The following is an 18,351-nucleotide window of genomic DNA, read 5'->3' as shown; positions in this document are numbered from 1 at the left end:
CCGAAGGTTCGCGCGGTCGAGTGACCCCCAGCCCGGCCGGGCAGGGCGTCAGTTCGGCAGCTTCACCACGGTCACGAAGAACTCGTCGATCTTGCGCACGACGTCGAGGAAACGGTCGAAATCCACCGGCTTGGTCACATACGCGTTGGCGTGCAGGTGGTAGCTGCGCAGGATGTCCTCTTCGGCCTCGGACGTGGTCAGCACGACGACGGGGATGGAGCGCAGCTGCTCGTCGCCCTTGACCAGGGCGAGCACCTCGCGACCGTCCACTCTGGGCAGATTGAGGTCGAGCAGGATCAGGTCGGGGCGCACCGCGTCGGCGTACTCGCCCTCCTTGCGCAGGAACTGCACGGCCTGCTCGCCGTCGCTGACGATGTGCAGCTTGTTGTGGATCTTGTAGTGCTCGAACGCCTCCTGCGTCATGAGCACGTCGCCGGGGTCGTCCTCGACCAGGAGAACGTCGATGACCTTGATCGGCTCGGGTGGTGTCACGTCGAGGCCTCGGCTTCCGAAGAGTTGGCGGCGGTTTCCTGCTCGTCGAGAACGGTAACCGGCTGCAGGACCGGCAAGGTGAAGCACACCCGGGTTCCGCCGGTGTACTCCGTGTCGATCCAGATCCGGCCCCCGTGGTACTCGACGATCTTGCGGCACATGGCCAGGCCGATCCCGGTGCCCGGGTACTGGGACTTGCCGTGCAGCCGCTGGAAGAGCACGAACACGCGCTCGGCGTACTCGGGGGCGATGCCGATCCCGTTGTCGGTGACGGAGAATTCCCACGCCTTCTCCTGCTCCGCCGACCGCACCTGGATCCGGATCACCGGGGGGTCGTCGCCGCGGAACTTGATCGCGTTGCTGATCAGGTTCTGGAAGACGGCGGTGAGCAACGCCTGCTCGCCGAGCACGATCGGCGGTTCGGGGCCGTCGAACACCCGCACCCGCGCGCCGGTCTCGTTGATGACCTGGTCGAGGTTGCGGATGGCCTCGTCGATCAGCGCGGAGCTGGAGAGTTCCAGCTGGTCGTGGGTGTGCCTGCCGACCCGGCTGAACGCCAGCAGGTCGTTGATCAGCACCTGCATCCGCTTGGCGCCGTCGACGGCGAAGGCGATGTACTGCTCGCCGCGCTCGTCGAGCTGCCCGCCGTAGCGGCGCTCCAGCAGCTGGCAGAAGCTCGCCACCTTGCGCAGCGGTTCCTGCAGGTCGTGGGAGGCGACGTAGGCGAACTGCTCCAGCTCCGCGTTCGAGCGGCGCAGGTCCTCGCTGGCCTCGTCGAGCTGGGCGTTGATGGAGCGCTGGTTGGCCACCTCGGCCAGGATCATGCTGCGCATCCAGTCCACGTCGTCGGCCAGCTGCACCAGCTCGAGCGGGCCCACGACCTGCACGGTCCGGTCGAAGTCGCCGTCGGCGACCTTGCGCACGCCCGCGGCGAGCTCGGCCAGCGGACCCGCGACGGCGGCCCGGGTGGCGAACATCAGCAGCACGAACAACGCCAGCAGCACGGCCCCGATGACCACGCAGACGACGATCAGCAGCGTGGCCGCCCCGGCGAGCTCGTCGCGGGCGTCGTCGCGGGCCTTCAGGGCCGCGACCTGGAGCTGGTCGGAGGCGTTGCGCACCGAGGTGAACTGGGTCTGGCCGGCGTCGACGGCGCCGCCCTGCCCGTGGCTCAACCCGGACAGGTTGATCCGCGCGATGGTCGGCTCGGCGTACTCGGTGCGCCATTGCGCGACCAGGTCGTTGCAGCGGCGCAGGCTCTCGGCGATGCCGGGTTCGTTGCCGATCAACGCCATCAGCTGGGCGGCCATGGCCTTCTGCGCCTGCTGACCGCTCACGTACGGGTCCAGCGAGTTGCGGTCGCCGGTCAGCGCGTACCCGCGCACGCCGGTCTCCTGGTCGAGCAGCGCCCTGGTGTACAGCAGCGTCTGGTTCACGCCCGGATCGACGTCGTCGGCCAGCCGGGTGCGGGCCGAGTTCAGCCCCGCGATGGCGACGCTGCCCACGGCGATCGCCCCGATGAACACGACGACCAGCACGGCGGTGGCGATGGTGAGCCACCGCCGCAGCGGCCAACGGGTGGTGAGGGTGCGCCGGCGGCCGGCCTGGGTGACCTCAGCCATGCGCGCCCTCGTCCTTGCGCCGGAGCATCAGCACGGCGACATCGTCCAGCAGGTCCTCGTCGGTCATGCTCTCGACCCGCGCCAGCACCTGGTCGATCGCCGTGAGCGGGTGCTCGCGCCACGACGGGTCCTCGGCCAGCACGGCGCTGAAGATCTCGGTCAGCCCCTCGACGCCGAAGCGCTCGGGCCCGGAGCCGATCTTCGCCTCGATGATGCCGTCGGTGTAGAAGAGCACCGACCACGACTGGCCGAGCTCGACCCGCGCGGCCGGCCACGTGCCGCGGTCGCGGATGCCGAGTGGCAGCCCGACCGGCGCGGAGAGCTGGGACGCGCCGCCCGGACCGAGCAGCAGCGGCGGCGGGTGACCGGCGAGGCGGAGTTCGCCCCAGCTGCGGTCGGGGGCCACGGAGAACATGCACGCGGTGGCGAACAGGCCGTCCAGGTACCGCTCGTGCACGAGCACCTGCTGCATGGTCGCGAGCGTCTCGTCGGCCGGGCGGCCCGCCAGCATCATGGTGCGCCACGCGACACGCAGGCACACGCCCAGCGCCGCCTCGTCGGGCCCGTGCCCGCAGACGTCGCCGATGACCGTGTGCACCGCGCCGTCGGCGGTTTGCACCACGTCGTAGAAGTCGCCGCCGAGCAGCATCTGGCGCATGCCGGGGCGGTAGCGCGGGACGAACTCCATCCGCTCGTCGGTGAGCACGGGTGAGGGCAGCAGCCCGCGTTCCAGGCGCGCCTTTTCCCGGGCGTGCAGTTGGGCCTCTCGGAGTTGTCGTTGCACCTCTTCGCTGCGTGCGCGTTCCACCGCATAGCGCAACACGCGGGTCAGGAGTGGACCGTCGACCTGACCCTTGACCAAGTAGTCCTGCGCGCCGGCGGCCACCGCGGCGATGGCCTGGTCCTCGTCGGCCAGGCCGGTGAGCACGACGACCGGCGTGCCGAGCACCCGAAGCCGTTGCACGGCTTGCAGGCCGGTGGCGTCGGGCAGCCCGAGGTCGACGAGCACACAGTCCTTTCCGGCCAGCTTTTCCTCGGCTTCGGCGATGGATTGCACCCACGTGAGCTCCACCGGGTGCTCCACGTCGGCGAGCAGTTCCTGCACCAGGAACGCGTCTCCCGCGTCGTCTTCGACGAGCAGGATCCGAAGCAGGACCGCGCCCCGCCGGCCCGATCCCGTGGCGATCGCCTCCATCACCAAGTGCTCCCGCGTGTCGTCGAAGCCGGCCGCCATGGCCGACGCTGCCGGAATCCTACGTACCCGCGTGCGCTCGGACGAGCAGGTGTCACCCACTACGCCGTGCGGCGGCACCAGAGCCCGCCGCGCCGATTTCGGGGACGGATTTGCGGCGATAGCCATTTACAATGCTACGGTGGTGGTGTACATAAACCGCCAATGCTCCAAAGCTAACTGTTGGGGGACGACATGGCCCAGAAGACATATGTGGAACTGGTCGACGATCTGGACGGTTCGACCGGCAGCGATATCAGCACTGTCGAGTTCGGACTCGACGGTGTGACCTATGAGATCGACATCAACGAGGACAATGCGGCTGCGCTGCGTGAAAGCCTCGAAACCTACATCCAGGCGGCGCGCCGCACGGGTGGTCGCAAGCGCCGCGGTGGCGGTGGCTCGGTGACCCGTTCGGACCGTGAGCGCACGAAGGCGATCCGTGACTGGGCAAGGGCGAACGGGCACGAGGTGTCCGAGCGTGGCCGGCTCTCCACAACGGTCGTCGAAGCCTACGAGGCGGCCACCAAGGCCGGTGCCAAGCCCGCTGCCAAGGGCCGCCGCACCGCCGCGGCGTCCACTCCGCGGGCCACCGCGACCGCGACCACTCAGGCGACGACCCAGACGAAGGGTGGCAAGCAGGCGAAAACGACCACCCGGGCCGCTGCGAAGCCGGCTGCGAAGACCGCAAACGCCGCCGACAAAGCGACCAAGTCGCGTCGTCCGTCCCGTGGGAAGGCGAAGCCGGCGAGCTTCTCCGGCTGAGTGCTCGAACTGGGTGAAATCCCCCACAGCGTCACCCACCACGAAGCCGACCGGCCACGCCTGTGCGCGACCGGTCGGCTTCGCCGGGTTCATCGGTGGTTTTCAGGCGTTCAACAACTGGTTGAACAAGGTCCGGTAGCGGCGCAACGCCAGCCGGAGGTCTTCGGTGGCCGGGCCGGCGGCGTCACTGTTCTGCCACTGCCCCTCCAGTTCCTCCTTGTGCGCCGCGAACGACGCGGTGAGGCTCTGGATCACCTGGGCGACCAGCTGATCGGCGCCCTGCACGGCGCTTCGCGGGTCGTCCACGAACGCCGTCTGCACTTCGCGCCAGCGGCTTTGCAGCTCCTGCGCCTCGTGCGGATCGAACAATGCGACGTGTTCGTCGTCGGTGTTCGTGTTCTGCGCGCGGTGCCCGGGGCCCTGTTCCATCGCGGCGGGCTCGGCCTCCGGGTCATTTACCGTCGGCTCGACCATCGGTTCCGACTGTTGGGTCACCGATTCCTCGGCGACCGCCGATTCCGGCTCGCGGTTCGCCGGGGCCTGAAGCGACTCGCCGGCCACCGGGATCTGGTCGGTGCGTGGGTCCCGGCTGTACCGCTGTTGCTGTTGCTCGCTGAGCCGATCGGCGGCCTCAAGTAATTCCTGGGTGTTGCGCGCCTGGTGGTGACCGGCGCGGGGATCTCCCGGTTGGCTGGTCATACCCGCTCGGACCTCCGCGTCGTGGCGTCGGTCGTGGTGTCACCGGCCGGCTCCGGCTGGCGCGTGCTGCCCGCCTTCAGCAGGTCGCGCACCAGCGTGCGGTAGTGCAGCAGCGCCGCCCGAAGGTCCTCAGTGGACGTGCCGTCACCCTGCTCGTGCCGGGTCAGCAACTCGTGTGCCTCGCGGTATTGACCGATGGTGCCGCCGTGCTCGACGGACAGGTGCGCGGCGCGCTGGTCGAAACTCCCGGCGGGGTAACCGCGGGCCTGCATCAGCACCATCACCAGCTGGTCGGCCTCGTGTACGGCACGCTCCGGGTCGTCCACGAAGCGTTCCTGCACCTGCGCCCACTGCTGGGTGTACTGCTCCCGGTCGGCCGGGGAAATGGGCCGCAAGTCGAGCTGACGGTGCCGGCGTTCGCGGTCGGCCAGCTCACGCTCCGCGGTTCGGCGGTCCTTGCTGGTCTCCAGCACGCGGTCGTACTCGGGACCGAAGCGCGAGCGCAGACGCCGCCGCTTTGCCTGGTCGACAGCGAAGAACGCGAGCACGCCGAGCACGATCACGGCGAGTACGACGATCAGAACTATCGCGGTGGTGGACAAAACGACCTCCTCGCTCAGCTTTCAGGGGAGGACTACCCACGCGCACCGTGTGGTCAACCAGACGATCTTGGGGTTGCGCCCATTTGCCCCACCCGGCTGCTCCTGTTGACCGCCGCGACCGTCCCGTCCGGGACGCCCACCGGCTCGGGTGGGACGGTCCGCGCCCGGCCCGGCCACGACGAGACCACGAGCCCGGCGAATGCGATGGCGCCGAACACGATCAGGCCGGTGGTGACGTCCGCGGTCCGGTCGCCGAGGAAGAGCAGGCTGCGCAACGGTTCGGTCGCGAACCGGAACGGCGTCCACGACCAGATCAGCGCCCGGTACACCGGATCGATCAGCTCGGGTGGCTGGCCCGCGACCGACGGCGCCATCAGGTACAGCAACCCGAGGATGGGGATCCCCGCGTAACCCGCCAGGCGCAACACCGCCGCCTGCAACGCCGCGAACGCGCCGCTCACCAACGCCAGGTAGCCCAGGTCCGGCCACGTCCACCCGATCTCGGGCGCCCACCAGTTCGCCAGTCCGAACACCAGGGCCGGGCCGAGCACGGCGGCGCTGGCGATCAACGTGAGGCGGGCACCGGCGGTCGGTTTCTGCTTGCGCCGCAAGGCAAGCACGAACAGCAACGCGTTGGCCGCCAGGGCTGCGATCCACAGCAACGCGGTCGCCGCGAGCGGGATCGCCTTGGCGCCCAACGTCGTCCGGTGCACGATCGTGATGGTCACCGGGGGCGCGTGCATGGCCTGCGCGACGGCGCCACCCGCGCCACGCAAGACCTGCTCGGCCGCTTGGGCGGCCGGCGGGTTGAGCGCACCGGACGTGGTCGCGGTGACCGAGCCGGGCGCGATCGTCAGGTAGCCGTAGATCTCCTTGTCTGCCAGCAACCGCTGGGCCTGCGCGGGATCGGTGACCCGCCAGGCGACCTGGTCGCCGCCGTGCGCGGTCACCTGCCGGGCCACCGGCTCCAGTTGCGGGCCCGGTACCGCGACGGCCAGCGGCAGGCCGTCCGGCCCCGCGGTCGCTTGCACGCCGAACGTGAGCAAGCCGAGCACGCCGGCGATCACCACGCCGGCCAGCGCGACCAGCATTCCTCGACCAGAACTCATCATGTGATGAATTATTCGCCCCGCCGGCCGATAAGTCAACACGTGATGAATAACGCTGGTGGCGGCCACCATGCCTGGTGCGCGATGGTGTGTGCTGCGCACATGGTGGTGCGCGGTGCCACTGCCTAAGTTGCTCGCACCGGAACCACTCGAGAACCGAGGAAAATCGCCATGTCCCTGTCGCGATGGGGGAGGGTGGTGCCGGTCGCGGCGCTGCTCGCCTCCGTGCTGTCCTTCGTCCTGCCCGGCCAGGCCGGCGCCGCCGGTTCGGTGAACCTGGAAGCCACCTACAGCTCCGTCGCCAACGGCTGGGCCAAGGTCGAGCGCTACATCGACACCCGCACGGGTTTCACGCAGGAGAACTACCCGCCCGACGGCCGCGGCGATCAGGACGGCCAGCGGCTCACCTTCTTCAACAACGTCAAGCAGCCCTTCTCCGGGCGCTTCCTGCTCTACTCGGCGCCGGGCTGGAACACCGGCAGCAAGGCGACGCCGGTGCTGCTTGTGCACGGCGCCAACGACAACCCCGACCGCGCGTGGGCGAACCCCGGTGAGGGCGGCGGCTTCGGCTGCGGCGCGGTGTCGTGCCCCAGCACCGGGTTGATGCAGTACCTGTCGACGCGCGGGTACAAGGTGTTCGCGATCGGCTTCGCCCACAAGGAGGGCGACAACTTCATGCAGGCCCAGGAGGTCGGCGATGCGGTCGCGTTGATCAAGGCGCGGCTCGGCGTGTCGAAGGTCGACCTCGTCAGCTGGAGCAAGGGCGAGATGTCGGCACGCATGTACGTGTCGTCGGTGAAGCCGTCCTGGGGCAGTGCCTACGCGGGCGACGTGCGCAAGCTGATCACCCTCGGCGGGCCGAACGGCGGCTACGACTACCCGTTCGCGCACGGCTGGGCGCATGATCTGTCCGTGTGGCCGGAATGCGGTGGTGTCGTCAACTCGCCCTTGCCGCACACCTACATGACTTGTTACGGCACGTACACCTACCACCCGGAGTTCTCGTTCGTGCCGACCGGCGGTTACGACGCCTACCCGGGGCAGCGGCAGATGCTCGCGCGCTTCGACGGGACCTACGGCATCGACCAGAGCCAGCAGGACTGGTACACCACCTATTACGGCGGCCAGGGTTTCTACACCAAGGGCCCCGGCATCCAGGCCGCGATCAACGCGGGTTCGCTGATCTCGACCATCCAGCAGGCCGGGGTGCCCGCCGCGGTGCAGACGTACCTGCTGGCGGGCGGCACGCCGTCGGTGGTCGGCATCTACAACGAGAACCGTGGTCCGAGCGACGGCGTGGTGTTCATCAGCAGCGCGCTCGACACCACCGGGGTGTCCACAGTGGCCGGCACGGCGACCGTCGTCTCGGCCAACCACCTCCAGCTCGGCTGGCATTCCGGGGTCGAGTCGCAGGTGGTGAGCTGGCTTGGCTGAGAAGGGATCCGACATGACCAAGTTGCTGGACGGCATTTCCGCCCGGCGGGTGCCGACCGAGCGGTTGACCGTGAACGTGCTGGAGCGCACCGGCACCGACGACACCGACGACACCGCGGGCCCCGTCGTGCTGTTCGTGCACGGCAACGTGTCGTCCAGCCTGTTCTGGCAGCAGGCGATGCTCGACCTGCCCGCCGGGTACCGCGCGATGGCGGTGGACCTGCGCGGGTTCGGTGACACCGATCCGGCGCCGGTCGACGCCACGCGCGGCCTGCGCGACTACGCGGACGACCTGCGTGCGCTGATCGCGGAACTGGAGCTGGGCAAGGTCCACTTGGTGGGGTGGAGCATGGGCGGCGGCGTGCTCATGCAGTACCTGCTGGACGCACCGTCGACGGTGGCGTCGCTGACGTTGATGGCGCCGGTGTCGCCGTTCGGTTTCGGCGGCACCAAGGGCCTCGACGGTGAGCTGTGCCATCCGCGGGGCGCCGGTTCCGGTGGTGGCACGGGGAACCCGGAGTTCGTCTCGCGGCTGGCCAAGCGGGACACCAGTGACGAATCCCCGCTGTCGCCGCGGTCGGTGCTGCGGGCCCACTACGTGAAGCCGGGGACTCGGTTGGGGCCTGAGGACGCGTACGTGGACTCGATGCTCTCCACGCGGCTGGGCGACGACCACTACCCGGGCACGTTCGCGTCCACCGACGACTGGCCGGGCGTGCTGCCGGGCGAGCGGGGCGTGCTGAACGCGATGGCGCCCACGCACTTCCGCATCGCCGACCTGTCGGGTGTGACGCCGAAGCCGCCGATCCTGTGGATCCGGGGGACCGACGACGTGATCGTGTCCGACACCTCGTTGTACGACTTCGGGTACCTGGGCCGGCTGGGCGCGGTGCCCGGCTGGCCGGGTGAGGAGCAGTGGCCGCCGCAGCCGATGATCGCGCAGACCCGCGCGGTGCTCGATGGCTATGGGGCGTATCAGGAAGTGGTCATCGAGGACGCCGGACACGGTCCACACCTGGACAAGCCGGACGAGTTCAACCGGGCCCTGCACGCCCACCTGGCTTCGGTCTGAGCCGCTGAGACAGCGAATGCCGCACCCGGCTCGGGTGCGGCATTCGCTGTTTTTGGGGCGTGCTAAAGCCTGGTCTGCAGGGCGTCCGCGGCGGCCAACAAATCGGCGGCCCAGCGCGCGCCCGGGCGCCGTCCCATCCGGTCGATGGGGCCGGACACCGACACCGCGGCCACGACCGTCCCCGACGAATCCCGCACCGGCGCGGAAACGCTGGCCACGCCGGGTTCCCGCTCGGCCACGCTCTGCGCCCAGCCGCGCCGGCGCACCTCGAGCAGCGCGCGCTCGCCGTAGACCGCGTCCACGAGCAGGGTCCGCTGCGTCGCCGGATCCGCCCACGCCGCAAGGACCTTCGCGCCCGACCCGGCCGTCATCGGCAGCCGTGCACCGACCGGAACAGTGTCCCGCAGCCCGGACGGCGGCTCCGCGGCGCTGATGCAGATGCGGTGCATCCCGTCGCGGCGGTAGAGCTGCACGCTCTCGCCGGTGATGTCGCGCAACCGCGGCAGGACGGCGTTCGCCGCGTCCAGCAACGGATCGGTCGCCCCACCGGCGAGCTCGCTCAGCGCGGCCCCCGGACGCCAGCGGCCATCGCTTCCGCGGCGCAGCAGGCGGTGCACTTCCAGGCCCACCGCGAGCCGGTGCGCGGTCGCTCTGGGCAAGCCGGTGCGGCTGCACAACTCCGCGAGGCCACAAGGCTCCTTGGCCACCGCCTGCAGTACGGCCATGGCCTTGTCCAGAACTCCGATGCCGCTAGACTGTCCCACGTCGCGATACTACGTTCCCGGAATCTGGGATGTCCAGTCTTTGGGAAAGCCCGGTTCCTGGGAAGACAACTCGTCGAGGAAGGTCAAGATGGCGCGCACACTCGCGGAGAAGGTGTGGGACGCACACGTCGTGCGTCGCGGTGAGGGCGATGAGCCGGACTTGCTCTACATCGACCTCCACCTCGTGCACGAGGTGACGAGCCCCCAGGCGTTCGACGGTCTCCGGTTGGCCGGCCGCCCGGTGCGCCGGCCGGACCTGACCATCGCCACTGAGGACCACAACGTGCCCACGGTGGACATCGACAAGCCCATCGCCGACCCGGTCTCGCGCACCCAGGTGGACACGCTTCGGCGCAACTGCGAGGAGTTCGGCGTCCGGCTGCACCCGATGGGTGACGCGGAACAGGGCATCGTGCACGTGATCGGCCCGCAGCTCGGGCTCACCCAGCCCGGCATGACCGTGGTTTGCGGTGACAGCCACACTTCCACGCACGGCGCGTTCGGCGCGATGGCCTTCGGCATCGGCACCTCCGAGGTCGAGCACGTGCTCGCGACCCAGACGCTGCCGTTGCGCCCCTTCAAGACCATGGCGATCACCGTGGACGGCGAGCTGGCCCCCGGTGTCACGGCCAAGGACGTGATCCTCGCCGTCATCGCCAAGATCGGCACCGGTGGCGGCCAGGGCTACGTCCTGGAGTACCGGGGGAGCGCGATCGAGGCGCTGTCCATGGAAGCGCGGATGACCATCTGCAACATGTCGATCGAGGCCGGTGCCCGCGCGGGCATGGTGGCCCCGGACGAGACGACCTTCGCCTACCTGTCGGGCCGTCCGCACGCCCCCAAGGGCGAGGAGTGGAACGCCGCACTGGAGAACTGGCGGCAGCTGCGCACCGACGAGGGCGCCGAGTTCGACGCCGAGGTGCACATCGACGCGACCAGCCTGACGCCGTTCGTCACGTGGGGGACCAACCCCGGTCAGGGCCTGCCGTTGAGCGAGCGGGTGCCCGACCCGGAGGCGATCGCCGACGAGAACGAGCGGGTGGCCGCCGAGAAGGCGTTGGCCTACATGGACCTCACCCCGGGCACCCCGCTGCGCGACATCACGGTCGACACGGTGTTCCTCGGCTCCTGCACCAACGGCCGCATCGAGGACCTCCGGGCCGCCGCGGAAGTGCTGCGGGGCCGCCAGGTGGCCAAGGACGTCCGGATGCTCGTGGTGCCGGGGTCGATGAAGGTACGGGCACAGGCCGAATCCGAGGGATTGCACAAGGTGTTCATCGCCGCGGGCGCCGAGTGGCGGCAGGCGGGCTGCTCGATGTGCCTTGGGATGAACCCGGACCAGCTCCGCCCGGGTGAGCGCAGCGCGTCCACATCGAACCGCAACTTCGAGGGCAGGCAGGGCAAAGGCGGGCGGACCCACCTGGTATCGCCGCTGGTCGCGGCGGCCACGGCGGTCCGCGGCACCCTTTCCACCCCCGACGACCTGTTCTAGAGGAGGACACCGAGATGGAGCCGTTCACCACCCACACCGGGGTCGGCGTGCCGCTGCGCCGGTCCAACGTGGACACCGACCAGATCATCCCCGCGGTGTACCTCAAGCGGGTGAGCCGCACCGGGTTCGAGGACGGGCTGTTCGCCGCGTGGCGCGCGGATGAGACCTTCGTGCTCAACCAGGAACCCTTTCGAGCGGGCAGCGTGCTGGTCGCCGGGCCCGACTTCGGGACCGGGTCGTCGCGCGAGCACGCCGTTTGGGCGCTGGCGGACTACGGCTTCCGGGTGGTCGTCTCCGCCCGGTTCGCCGACATCTTCCGCGGCAACGCGGGCAAGCAGGGCCTGCTCACGGCCGAGTGCGAGCAGTCGGACGTCGAGCAGCTGTGGAAGATCCTCGAGAACGAGCCGGGCACGGCGGTCACCGTGGACCTCACGGCGAAGACCGTGTCCGCAAAGGACTTCACCGCCCGGTTCCGGATCGACGACTACACCCGCTGGCGGCTGCTGGAGGGCTTGGACGACATCGCGTTGACCCTGCGGCACGCCGATGCGATCGCCGAGTTCGAGAAGTCCCGCCCGGCCTGGAAGCCCGTCACCACCCCCCTCGGGGCGGCCTGAATAGGCCCCTAATTCGCCCTTCTCCCAACAAGAATCCCCTGGTCGTCGGCCTCTTCGGCGCCACAACAAGACCACGCGACACCCCCTCGATCCGCCTCGGCCCCGGCCGAGAAATCCAATGGGTCAACGAAAAAAGAGGGGGTGTCGCGTGGAAATTGTGCTGCATTGGGCATACTGTGGCGACAAGTCGGCCAGATTGGCCGTGAACGACAGTTGGTCTAACGGAGGACTGAAGGGTGAACAAGGCCCAGCTCATCGAGGCGCTCACCGAGCGGCTTGGCGACAAGAAGACCGCAGGCGCTGCGGTCGACGGTCTCGTCGACGTGATCGTTCGCACGGTCAACAAGGGCGAGAAGGTCAACATCACCGGTTTCGGTGTGTTCGAGAAGCGTGCCCGCGCCGCTCGCACCGCGCGCAACCCGCGCACCGGTGAGACCGTGAAGGTGAAGAAGACCAACGTTCCCGCGTTCCGCGCCGGCACGAACTTCAAGGAGGTCATCAGCGGCGCCAAGAAGCTGCCGAGGGCCACCGCGACCCGCAGCACCGCCCGTGCCACCGCGGCCGCCGGCACCCGTGCCGCCGCGCCCAAGGCGGCCACCACGCGTGCCGCGAGCACCACCCGTGGCCGCGCCGCGGCCACGAAGACGGCGGCGGCCAAGGCGCCCGCCAAGACCACTTCCACGCGTTCGCGGGCGACCACCGCGAAGGCGGCGGCGGCTCCGAAGGCGGCCGCGAAGCCGGCAGCCCGCTCGACCGCGAAGTCCAGCACGGCGAAGGCGGCGACCACCGCGAAGAAGACGACCGCGGCCAAGACGACGACCGCGCGCAAGGCGAGCCCGGCCAAGAAGACCTCGGCCGCGGCGAAGACCGGCACCACCCGCAAGACCGCTGCGAAGAAGAAGTAGTAGCAGCGCAGCTGCGTGACGGCCCCGCACCCGTTGGGTGCGGGGCCGACGCGTGTCCGGAGTGGATCATCGCGGGACCGCCGAGGAGATCCGTTCGATGGAAGGCGAACTGGCCGCCTCGGCCCGTGATCCTGTGGCCTGGCAGTGGATCAGACGGGCCACCCGGCGAGAGCCCGTCCACAGCCCGGTCAGGGCCCGCCCAGGGCCGCCGACAGCATCCCCTGCAGGGCTTGGGATGCCCTCGGCCGGCGGTTCGGCTTCCCTTGCGTGGCCCTGTGGCCAGCACTTCTCGGCGGGAATCGGCCGCTTGCATGCATGACGACCAAATGCCCGAAGCCGCCGATGCCAGGCGCCGAATGGAGCAGTGCGGACGGTTTTACCCCACCAACCGGACGGCCTGGAACTGACTTCTATTCGCGCCCGCGACGCCTTTCTTGCCGCCTCGCGTAGGCCAGACCCCCACCCTCCCGGGGCGGCCCCGGGTCCCAGTCCATCGGCCCAGTGGCGGCAAAACGGGCGTCGCGCCAATCTGTGGACAACCGCCCGCCTGGGGAAAACCCGGCCGGGACGGAGTCCGGAGTGGATCTACAACAGCCGTTCCCCGGTGACCGACCAGACCTCCGCGATCCGATCCCCTTCACAGCGCAGGATGTCGATCCCGCCCTTGCGGAACTCCCCGCGTGCGGCATCGGCACCGGACGCGATCCAGCGGCCGGCCACCTTGTCCCCGTCCACCAACGGTCCCACGTCCACCCGGTAGACCAGCCGCTCGTACCGGGCCCGGAAACCCCCGATGAACTCGGCGATCCCGTCCGGCCCCCGCAACGCGTCCGCGTCCGCCGACCCGGCCCCGCCGAAGTGGATCCGGAACCCCGGCGTCACCAGACGCGAAGCGATCTCGAGATCGCCGTTCCACAAGCTCGTCCAGTCGTCCCACAGCCGTGCGCCGATCCGGCTGTCGATCGTCGTGACCACCATGCACTTCCCTTCGTCCGTCGTGTGGACCCAGGGTTCAGCGCCGTGGCGACACCGTGCTGTCGGTGTTTGGCATCACATCGAGCCCGACCAGTTCCCGCCCGAGCGCGTCGATCTCGCGCAGGTCGACCTCCCGCGGCGGCACCGGTTCCTCGAGCGCGGCCGCCGAGCGGATGCGGTCGAGCCGGAACCCGCGCACCGCGGACCTGGTGCGGCACCAGGCGAGCAGGTACCAGTGCGGCTCCCCGCCCAAGAACCCCAACGGCTCCACGTCGCGGTCGGAGGTGACACCGTGGCGGTCGACGTAACCGAGCCGCAGCACCCGCCCGTCGGTGATCGCGTCACGCACCGCGGGCGGCATCGAGGGTGCGGCACCCTCGGGCGCCACGAACAGCACCTTCCCGGCCAATTCGGCCGCCGAACGCAGGCGCGGGCCGGGCATGACCGCGAGCACCTTCTGCAGTGCCGAGCGTGCGGCCGAAGCGAAAGGTGTACCGGTGAGCTGCCGCAGCCCCACCGCGAGCGCGGTCGCCTCGGCGGGGGACAAGGCGAGCGGCGGCAGTGTTGCCGTCCGGTCGAGCACGTAACCACCCGTGCGACCTGGTTGGGCGTAGACCGGCACACCGCTCTGCTGCAACGCCAGGAGATCACGCTCGATGGTCCGCGTGCTCACCTCGAACCGGCGGGCCAGCCACGCGGCACTGCGCGGCCGCGGCGCGACGGCACGCAGCTCCTCGACGAGCGCGTACAGGCGATCGGTGCGGTTCACCGCGGCTCACCCGCTGGTGTCGATGACCGGAAGCCCGTCCGGCGAAGGGAAGTAGTCCGCGGCGAACAACCGCTGCCCCTCGGTGAACGAGAGCAGCCACATGCTGCCCTTCTTGGTCCGCGTGGACGGCAGGCGCACCTCGCCCTCCTCCGCGAGGGCCGAAACCAGGTCCGGGATCACGCCGCCCTGGCTGCACACCACCGGCGTCCCACCGGCCGCAACGATGCGCAGGAAGCGCTCGCGCCCGCGATCCTCGTTCGCCCAGTAGCCGTTCTCCGACAGCCGCGGTTCGTCGACCACCGGCACGCCGAGGTCGTCGGCGACGGCCTGCACGGTGCTGCGGCAGCGCACCGGCGGCGCCGAGTGGACGCGGTCGGGGCCGAAGTGCGGCAGCAACTCGCGCAGCTGCCGGGCCTGCTCCACGCCCGCCGGGCTGAGCGGGCGCAGGTCGTCCGGCGCCGACCACTCCTCGCGCTTGCCCGCCTTCGCGTGGCGCACCAGCAACACGGTGGCCACGGTGGGCGGGTCGGCGGCGAACCACCGCACGACGCCGCGATCACGCTGGTAGGTCAGCAACGCCAGCGCGTCGGGCACCGGCAGCCAGCGCAGCTCGTCGACCTCCTTGTTTGGGGCGAACTCGCCATCACCGGCCCGCGCGGCGAAGTAGTCGACGGTCTTGTAGTCGCGGCCGATGCGGTAACCGACCTGCCCGAGCGAACGGCCGAGCACGCAGGCGAACCCGGTCTCCTCGTGGACCTCGCGGCGCACCGCCGCGGGCAGCGACTCCCCGGGTTCGACCTTTCCCTTCGGCAGCGACCAGTCGTCGTAGCGCGGCCGGTGGACGAGGGCGATTTCCCCGCCGGGGCGCCAGAGCACCGCGCCCGCGGCGACGATCTCAGCCGGCACGGATCAGCCTTTCGCGCGGTGGGCGGCCAGCAATTGCACCTGGTGGTCGCGCACCGTCGACTCACCACTGGGCGAGGGTTCCCACTCGCCGTTGCCGTCCAGGACCCAGCAGCGGGTCGCGGGATCCAGCGCGGATTCCAACATGTCGTCCAATTGTGCGGTCAGCCGCGGGTCACTCACCTGCACGCACACCTCGACGCGGCGGTCGAGGTTGCGGTGCATCATGTCCGCGCTGCCGATCCAGTACTCGTCCGCGCCGACGAAGTGGAAGACCCGCGAGTGCTCGAGGAACCGGCCGAGGATCGAGCGGACGTGGATGTTCTCGCTGAGGCCTTCGATCCCCGGCTTGAGCGCGCAGATCCCGCGCACCACGACCTCGACCCGCACGCCGGCCTGCGACGCCCGGTACAGCGCGTCGATGACCTGCTCGTCCACCAACGAGTTGACCTTCATCCGCACGCCGGACTCCCGGCCCGCCAACGCCATCTCGATCTCGTCGTTGATCCGGTCGACGATCCCGCGCCGCACGCCGTCCGGTGCCACCAGGATCCGGCGGTAGGACTCCTGGCGCGCGTACCCGGTGAGCGCGTTGAACAGGTCGGTGAGGTCGGCGCCGATCGCCGGCTCGGCGGTGAGCAGGCCGACGTCCTCATAGAGCCGGGCGGTCTTCGGGTTGTAGTTGCCCGTGCCGATGTGGCAGTACCGCTTGATGGTGGAGCCCTCCTGGCGCACCACGAGCGCGGTCTTGCAGTGGGTCTTCAACCCCACCAACCCGTACACCACGTGCACGCCCGCCTTCTCCAGCGCACGCGCCCACTTGATGTTGGCCTGCTCGTCGAAGCGCGCCTTGATCTCCACCAGCGCCACGACCTGCTTGCCCGCCTCGGCCGCGTCCACGAGCGCCTCGACGATCGGCGAGTCACCCGAGGTGCGGTAGAGCGTCTGCTTGATCGCGAGCACCTTCGGGTCGCTCGCCGCCTGCTCGATGAACCGTTGCACGCTCGTGGAGAACGAGTCGTACGGGTGGTGCACGAGCACGTCGCCCTCGCGCAGGGTCGCGAACACGCTGCGCGGGGTCTCCCGGTCGGCGAACGCCGGGTGCGTCGCCGGCACGAACGGCGGATCCTTCAGGTCCTTGCGGTCGACGCTGTAGAGCTGCCACAGGCACGAGAGGTCGAGCGGGCCGTGCACGACGACGACGTCGTTCGGGTCGACCTCCAGCTCCCGCAGTAACAGCTCGAGCACGTGGTCGCTCATGTCGTCGGCGACCTCGAGCCGCACCGGCGGGCCGAACCGGCGCTGCGCCAGCTCGCGTTCCAGCGCCTGCAACAGGTCCTCGTCGCGGTCCTCCTCGACCTCCAGGTCGGCGTTGCGGGTGACCCGGAACGCGTGCACCTCCTGGATGTCCATGCCGGTGAAGAGCCGGTCGAGGTGGGCCGCGATCAGGTTCTCCAGTTGCAGGAACGTGGCGCTGCGCGTGCCCTGGGCGCGCGGGTCGCCGTCCACGGCGATCAGCCTGGGCACGTTGTCGGGCACCTTCACCCGGGCGAAGCGTTCGGTACCGCCCTCCGGGTCGCGCACGGTCACGGCCAGGTTCAGCGAGAGGTTGGAGATGTAGGGGAACGGGTGCCCGGGGTCGACGGCCAGCGGGGTGAGCACCGGGAAGATCTGTTCGTTGAAATAACGGGAAAGCCGCCCGCGCTGGTCGTCGGTCAGGTCCGTCCACTTGATCAGCTGGATGCCCTTGGCGGCGAGCTCGGGGCGGATGCGGTCGGCGAAGGCCCGCGAGTGCTGCTCGACCAGTTCCTGGTTGCGCTTGGAGATGTAGTCGAGCTGCTCCCGTGGGGTGAGCCCGTCGGCACTGCGCACGGACAGGCCGGTCTCGTCGCGGCGCTTGAGGCCCGCGACCCGCACCATGTAGAACTCGTCGAGGTTCGAAGCGAAGATGGCGAGGAACTTCGCCCGCTCCAGCAGCGGCTGGGAGGCGTCCTCGGCCAGCGCGAGCACTCTGGCGTTGAAGTCCAACCAGGACAGTTCCCGGTTGATGTACCGGTCGTCGGGCAGATCGGTGTCCGGCGCCGCGGCGGTTGCCGCGGGCGGCGCCGAGGGCACCCGTGCGCCGTCTGCGTGGGCCGCGGCACGCGCAGGGCTCTGCTCTTCGCTCGACTCGATGCTCACGCGGGCCATTGTCCCTGATCCCGGGCCCGCATGCGTGCGCCGATCAAGGTCAACCGGGTGAACTCTGCGCGCTCGCGCAGACCAGTGCCGCGGTCCGGTCGCCGACCCCCAGCTGACATGCGGCTTCGAGGTCTTCGGCGGTGTCCACGTCGCAGCGCAGCCCCGGTGTGCCGACGCCGACCGCGACGGCGCCGGTGCCCGCGTGCGCGGCCGCGGAACCGGGACCGAACCGCGGGTCCAGCGCCTCGCCGATCCCGGCGAGCAGCAGCGTGGTGCCGGTGCCCTCCTTGTCCGGGCAGAACGCCCGCGCGCCACCCGCTTGCGCGATCGCGGCGGCGAGTTCCACCGGGCGCAGGGCGGGCAGGTCGGCCTGCAACGCGCCGACGTGGCCGTCCTCGCCCAGCAGCCGGGCGCCGAAGGCGAGCGCCTCGTTGAGGCCGGGCAGGCCGCGCTCGTCGACCACGTCCACCCCGGTCCCACGCAACGCCACCGGAACGCGTTCGTCCTCGCAGACCACCAGCACCGACCGCACGCCGTCGGCGGCCCGGGCCGCGGTCACGGTGTCGAGCAGCAACGCCAGCGCCAGCTCCACGTGCCGGCCGGAGCCGCCGGGCACGGCGCCGCGCAGCCGCGACTTCGCGCGGTCCAGCCGCTTCATCGGCACCACGAGATCCAGGCAGGCGTCCACGGGTCCATCCTCCCCGATGCACCGCCGGTAC

General features: G+C 70.1%; 17 protein-coding genes and 1 pseudogene. 6 read left to right on the top strand and 12 right to left on the bottom strand.

The annotated features are described in order from the left end of the window. Positions 1–48 precede the first annotated feature (48 nt). Genes EV186_RS19245 through EV186_RS19235 form a run of 3 tightly spaced genes read right to left on the bottom strand, consistent with a single transcriptional unit; the run spans position 49 to position 3,348 of the window. Positions 49–492 (bottom strand): response regulator, encoded by a 444-nt coding sequence (locus tag EV186_RS19245; protein WP_133850701.1) that lies wholly within the window; start codon positions 490–492, stop codon positions 49–51. After that, positions 489–2,114, bottom strand: a complete 1,626-nt coding sequence (locus EV186_RS19240) for a sensor histidine kinase (RefSeq protein WP_133850700.1) — start codon at positions 2,112–2,114, stop codon at positions 489–491. Before EV186_RS19240 ends, EV186_RS19245 begins: the two co-directional genes overlap by 4 nt. Next, on the bottom strand, positions 2,107–3,348 hold the full coding sequence (locus tag EV186_RS19235) for a PP2C family protein-serine/threonine phosphatase (protein ID WP_243754144.1): 1,242 nt from the start codon (positions 3,346–3,348) through the stop codon (positions 2,107–2,109). The genes EV186_RS19240 and EV186_RS19235 overlap by 8 nt, the downstream gene beginning before the upstream one ends. Before the next feature lie 192 nt (positions 3,349–3,540). Here EV186_RS19235 and EV186_RS40060 point away from each other — a divergent pair. Continuing rightward, positions 3,541–3,915: pseudogene (locus tag EV186_RS40060) on the top strand (histone-like nucleoid-structuring protein Lsr2); the annotation flags it as partial. A gap of 297 nt (positions 3,916–4,212) precedes the next feature. On the opposite strand, the gene EV186_RS40055 reads toward EV186_RS40060, so the two are convergent. Genes EV186_RS40055 through EV186_RS19215 form a run of 3 tightly spaced genes read right to left on the bottom strand, consistent with a single transcriptional unit; the run spans position 4,213 to position 6,523 of the window. Next, entirely contained in the window at positions 4,213–4,809 is a 597-nt protein-coding gene (locus tag EV186_RS40055) for a hypothetical protein (RefSeq protein ID WP_243754143.1), read from the bottom strand. After that, positions 4,806–5,411: a hypothetical protein gene (locus EV186_RS19220; RefSeq protein ID WP_208115688.1), complete on the bottom strand. Its 606-nt coding sequence runs from the start codon at positions 5,409–5,411 to the stop codon at positions 4,806–4,808. The genes EV186_RS40055 and EV186_RS19220 overlap by 4 nt, the downstream gene beginning before the upstream one ends. Positions 5,412–5,464: 53 nt before the next feature. After that, positions 5,465–6,523 carry a YhgE/Pip domain-containing protein gene (locus EV186_RS19215; protein ID WP_208115687.1) on the bottom strand — a complete coding sequence of 353 codons (1,059 nt, stop codon included), beginning with the start codon at positions 6,521–6,523 and terminating at the stop codon, positions 5,465–5,467. A 168-nt stretch (positions 6,524–6,691) separates the two neighbouring features. Between EV186_RS19215 and EV186_RS19210 the strand changes: the two genes are divergently transcribed. Then, entirely contained in the window at positions 6,692–7,954 is a 1,263-nt protein-coding gene (locus EV186_RS19210) for an esterase/lipase family protein (protein WP_133850698.1), read from the top strand. A gap of 13 nt (positions 7,955–7,967) precedes the next feature. After that, positions 7,968–9,026: an alpha/beta fold hydrolase gene (locus tag EV186_RS19205; RefSeq protein WP_133850697.1), complete on the top strand. Its 1,059-nt coding sequence runs from the start codon at positions 7,968–7,970 to the stop codon at positions 9,024–9,026. 62 nt (positions 9,027–9,088) lie between these two features. Here the strand turns inward: EV186_RS19205 and EV186_RS19200 are convergent, their stop codons facing one another. Continuing rightward, a complete protein-coding gene (locus EV186_RS19200; protein WP_208115686.1) occupies positions 9,089–9,790 on the bottom strand; it encodes an IclR family transcriptional regulator in 702 nt (233 codons plus the stop codon). A gap of 88 nt (positions 9,791–9,878) precedes the next feature. Between EV186_RS19200 and leuC the strand changes: the two genes are divergently transcribed. The 3 genes from leuC to EV186_RS19185 all read left to right on the top strand — a co-directional run bounded on the left by leuC (position 9,879) and on the right by EV186_RS19185 (position 12,804). After that, entirely contained in the window at positions 9,879–11,282 is a 1,404-nt protein-coding gene (gene leuC, locus EV186_RS19195; protein WP_133850696.1) for a 3-isopropylmalate dehydratase large subunit, read from the top strand. Between the two features lie 14 nt (positions 11,283–11,296). Continuing rightward, positions 11,297–11,899 (top strand): 3-isopropylmalate dehydratase small subunit, encoded by a 603-nt coding sequence (gene leuD / locus EV186_RS19190; protein WP_133850695.1) that lies wholly within the window; start codon positions 11,297–11,299, stop codon positions 11,897–11,899. A 236-nt stretch (positions 11,900–12,135) separates the two neighbouring features. Next, complete coding sequence (locus EV186_RS19185) at positions 12,136–12,804, top strand: HU family DNA-binding protein (protein ID WP_133850694.1); 669 nt, start codon at positions 12,136–12,138, stop codon at positions 12,802–12,804. Between the two features lie 585 nt (positions 12,805–13,389). Here EV186_RS19185 and EV186_RS19180 read toward each other — a convergent pair. The 5 genes from EV186_RS19180 to cofC are packed head-to-tail and all read right to left on the bottom strand — an operon-like array spanning position 13,390 to position 18,320. After that, positions 13,390–13,782 carry a nuclear transport factor 2 family protein gene (locus tag EV186_RS19180; protein ID WP_133850693.1) on the bottom strand — a complete coding sequence of 131 codons (393 nt, stop codon included), beginning with the start codon at positions 13,780–13,782 and terminating at the stop codon, positions 13,390–13,392. A gap of 34 nt (positions 13,783–13,816) precedes the next feature. After that, the gene (locus tag EV186_RS19175) at positions 13,817–14,548 is read right to left on the bottom strand and encodes a helix-turn-helix transcriptional regulator (protein WP_133850692.1); all 732 of its coding nucleotides are present in this window, start codon (positions 14,546–14,548) and stop codon (positions 13,817–13,819) included. Positions 14,549–14,554: 6 nt separating this feature from the next. After that, positions 14,555–15,454, bottom strand: a complete 900-nt coding sequence (locus EV186_RS19170; protein WP_208115685.1) for an NUDIX hydrolase — start codon at positions 15,452–15,454, stop codon at positions 14,555–14,557. A 3-nt stretch (positions 15,455–15,457) separates the two neighbouring features. Continuing rightward, entirely contained in the window at positions 15,458–17,641 is a 2,184-nt protein-coding gene (locus tag EV186_RS19165) for an RNA degradosome polyphosphate kinase (protein WP_133850691.1), read from the bottom strand. Between the two features lie 40 nt (positions 17,642–17,681). After that, a complete protein-coding gene (gene cofC, locus EV186_RS39465) occupies positions 17,682–18,320 on the bottom strand; it encodes a 2-phospho-L-lactate guanylyltransferase (RefSeq protein WP_133850690.1) in 639 nt (212 codons plus the stop codon). Positions 18,321–18,351: the final 31 nt, after the last annotated feature.

Source organism: Labedaea rhizosphaerae (assembly GCF_004362825.1).
GTDB lineage: Bacteria > Actinomycetota > Actinomycetes > Mycobacteriales > Pseudonocardiaceae > Labedaea > Labedaea rhizosphaerae.
This window is presented reverse-complemented; position numbering and strand designations above follow the sequence as displayed.

Excerpts from the sequence above, each read along its gene's own strand:
- EV186_RS19240 (WP_133850700.1), bottom strand. The coding sequence starts at position 2,114 with ATGGCTGAGGTCACCCAGGCCGGCCGCCGGCGCACCCTCACCACCCGT.
- EV186_RS19235 (WP_243754144.1), bottom strand. The coding sequence starts at position 3,348 with ATGGCGGCCGGCTTCGACGACACGCGGGAGCACTTGGTGATGGAGGCG.
- EV186_RS40055 (WP_243754143.1), bottom strand. The coding sequence starts at position 4,809 with ATGACCAGCCAACCGGGAGATCCCCGCGCCGGTCACCACCAGGCGCGC.
- EV186_RS19215 (WP_208115687.1), bottom strand. The coding sequence starts at position 6,523 with ATGATGAGTTCTGGTCGAGGAATGCTGGTCGCGCTGGCCGGCGTGGTG.
- EV186_RS19210 (WP_133850698.1), top strand. The coding sequence starts at position 6,692 with ATGTCCCTGTCGCGATGGGGGAGGGTGGTGCCGGTCGCGGCGCTGCTC.
- EV186_RS19205 (WP_133850697.1), top strand. The coding sequence starts at position 7,968 with ATGACCAAGTTGCTGGACGGCATTTCCGCCCGGCGGGTGCCGACCGAG.
- leuC (WP_133850696.1), top strand. The coding sequence starts at position 9,879 with ATGGCGCGCACACTCGCGGAGAAGGTGTGGGACGCACACGTCGTGCGT.
- leuD (WP_133850695.1), top strand. The coding sequence starts at position 11,297 with ATGGAGCCGTTCACCACCCACACCGGGGTCGGCGTGCCGCTGCGCCGG.
- EV186_RS19180 (WP_133850693.1), bottom strand. The coding sequence starts at position 13,782 with ATGGTGGTCACGACGATCGACAGCCGGATCGGCGCACGGCTGTGGGAC.
- EV186_RS19165 (WP_133850691.1), bottom strand. The coding sequence starts at position 17,641 with ATGGCCCGCGTGAGCATCGAGTCGAGCGAAGAGCAGAGCCCTGCGCGT.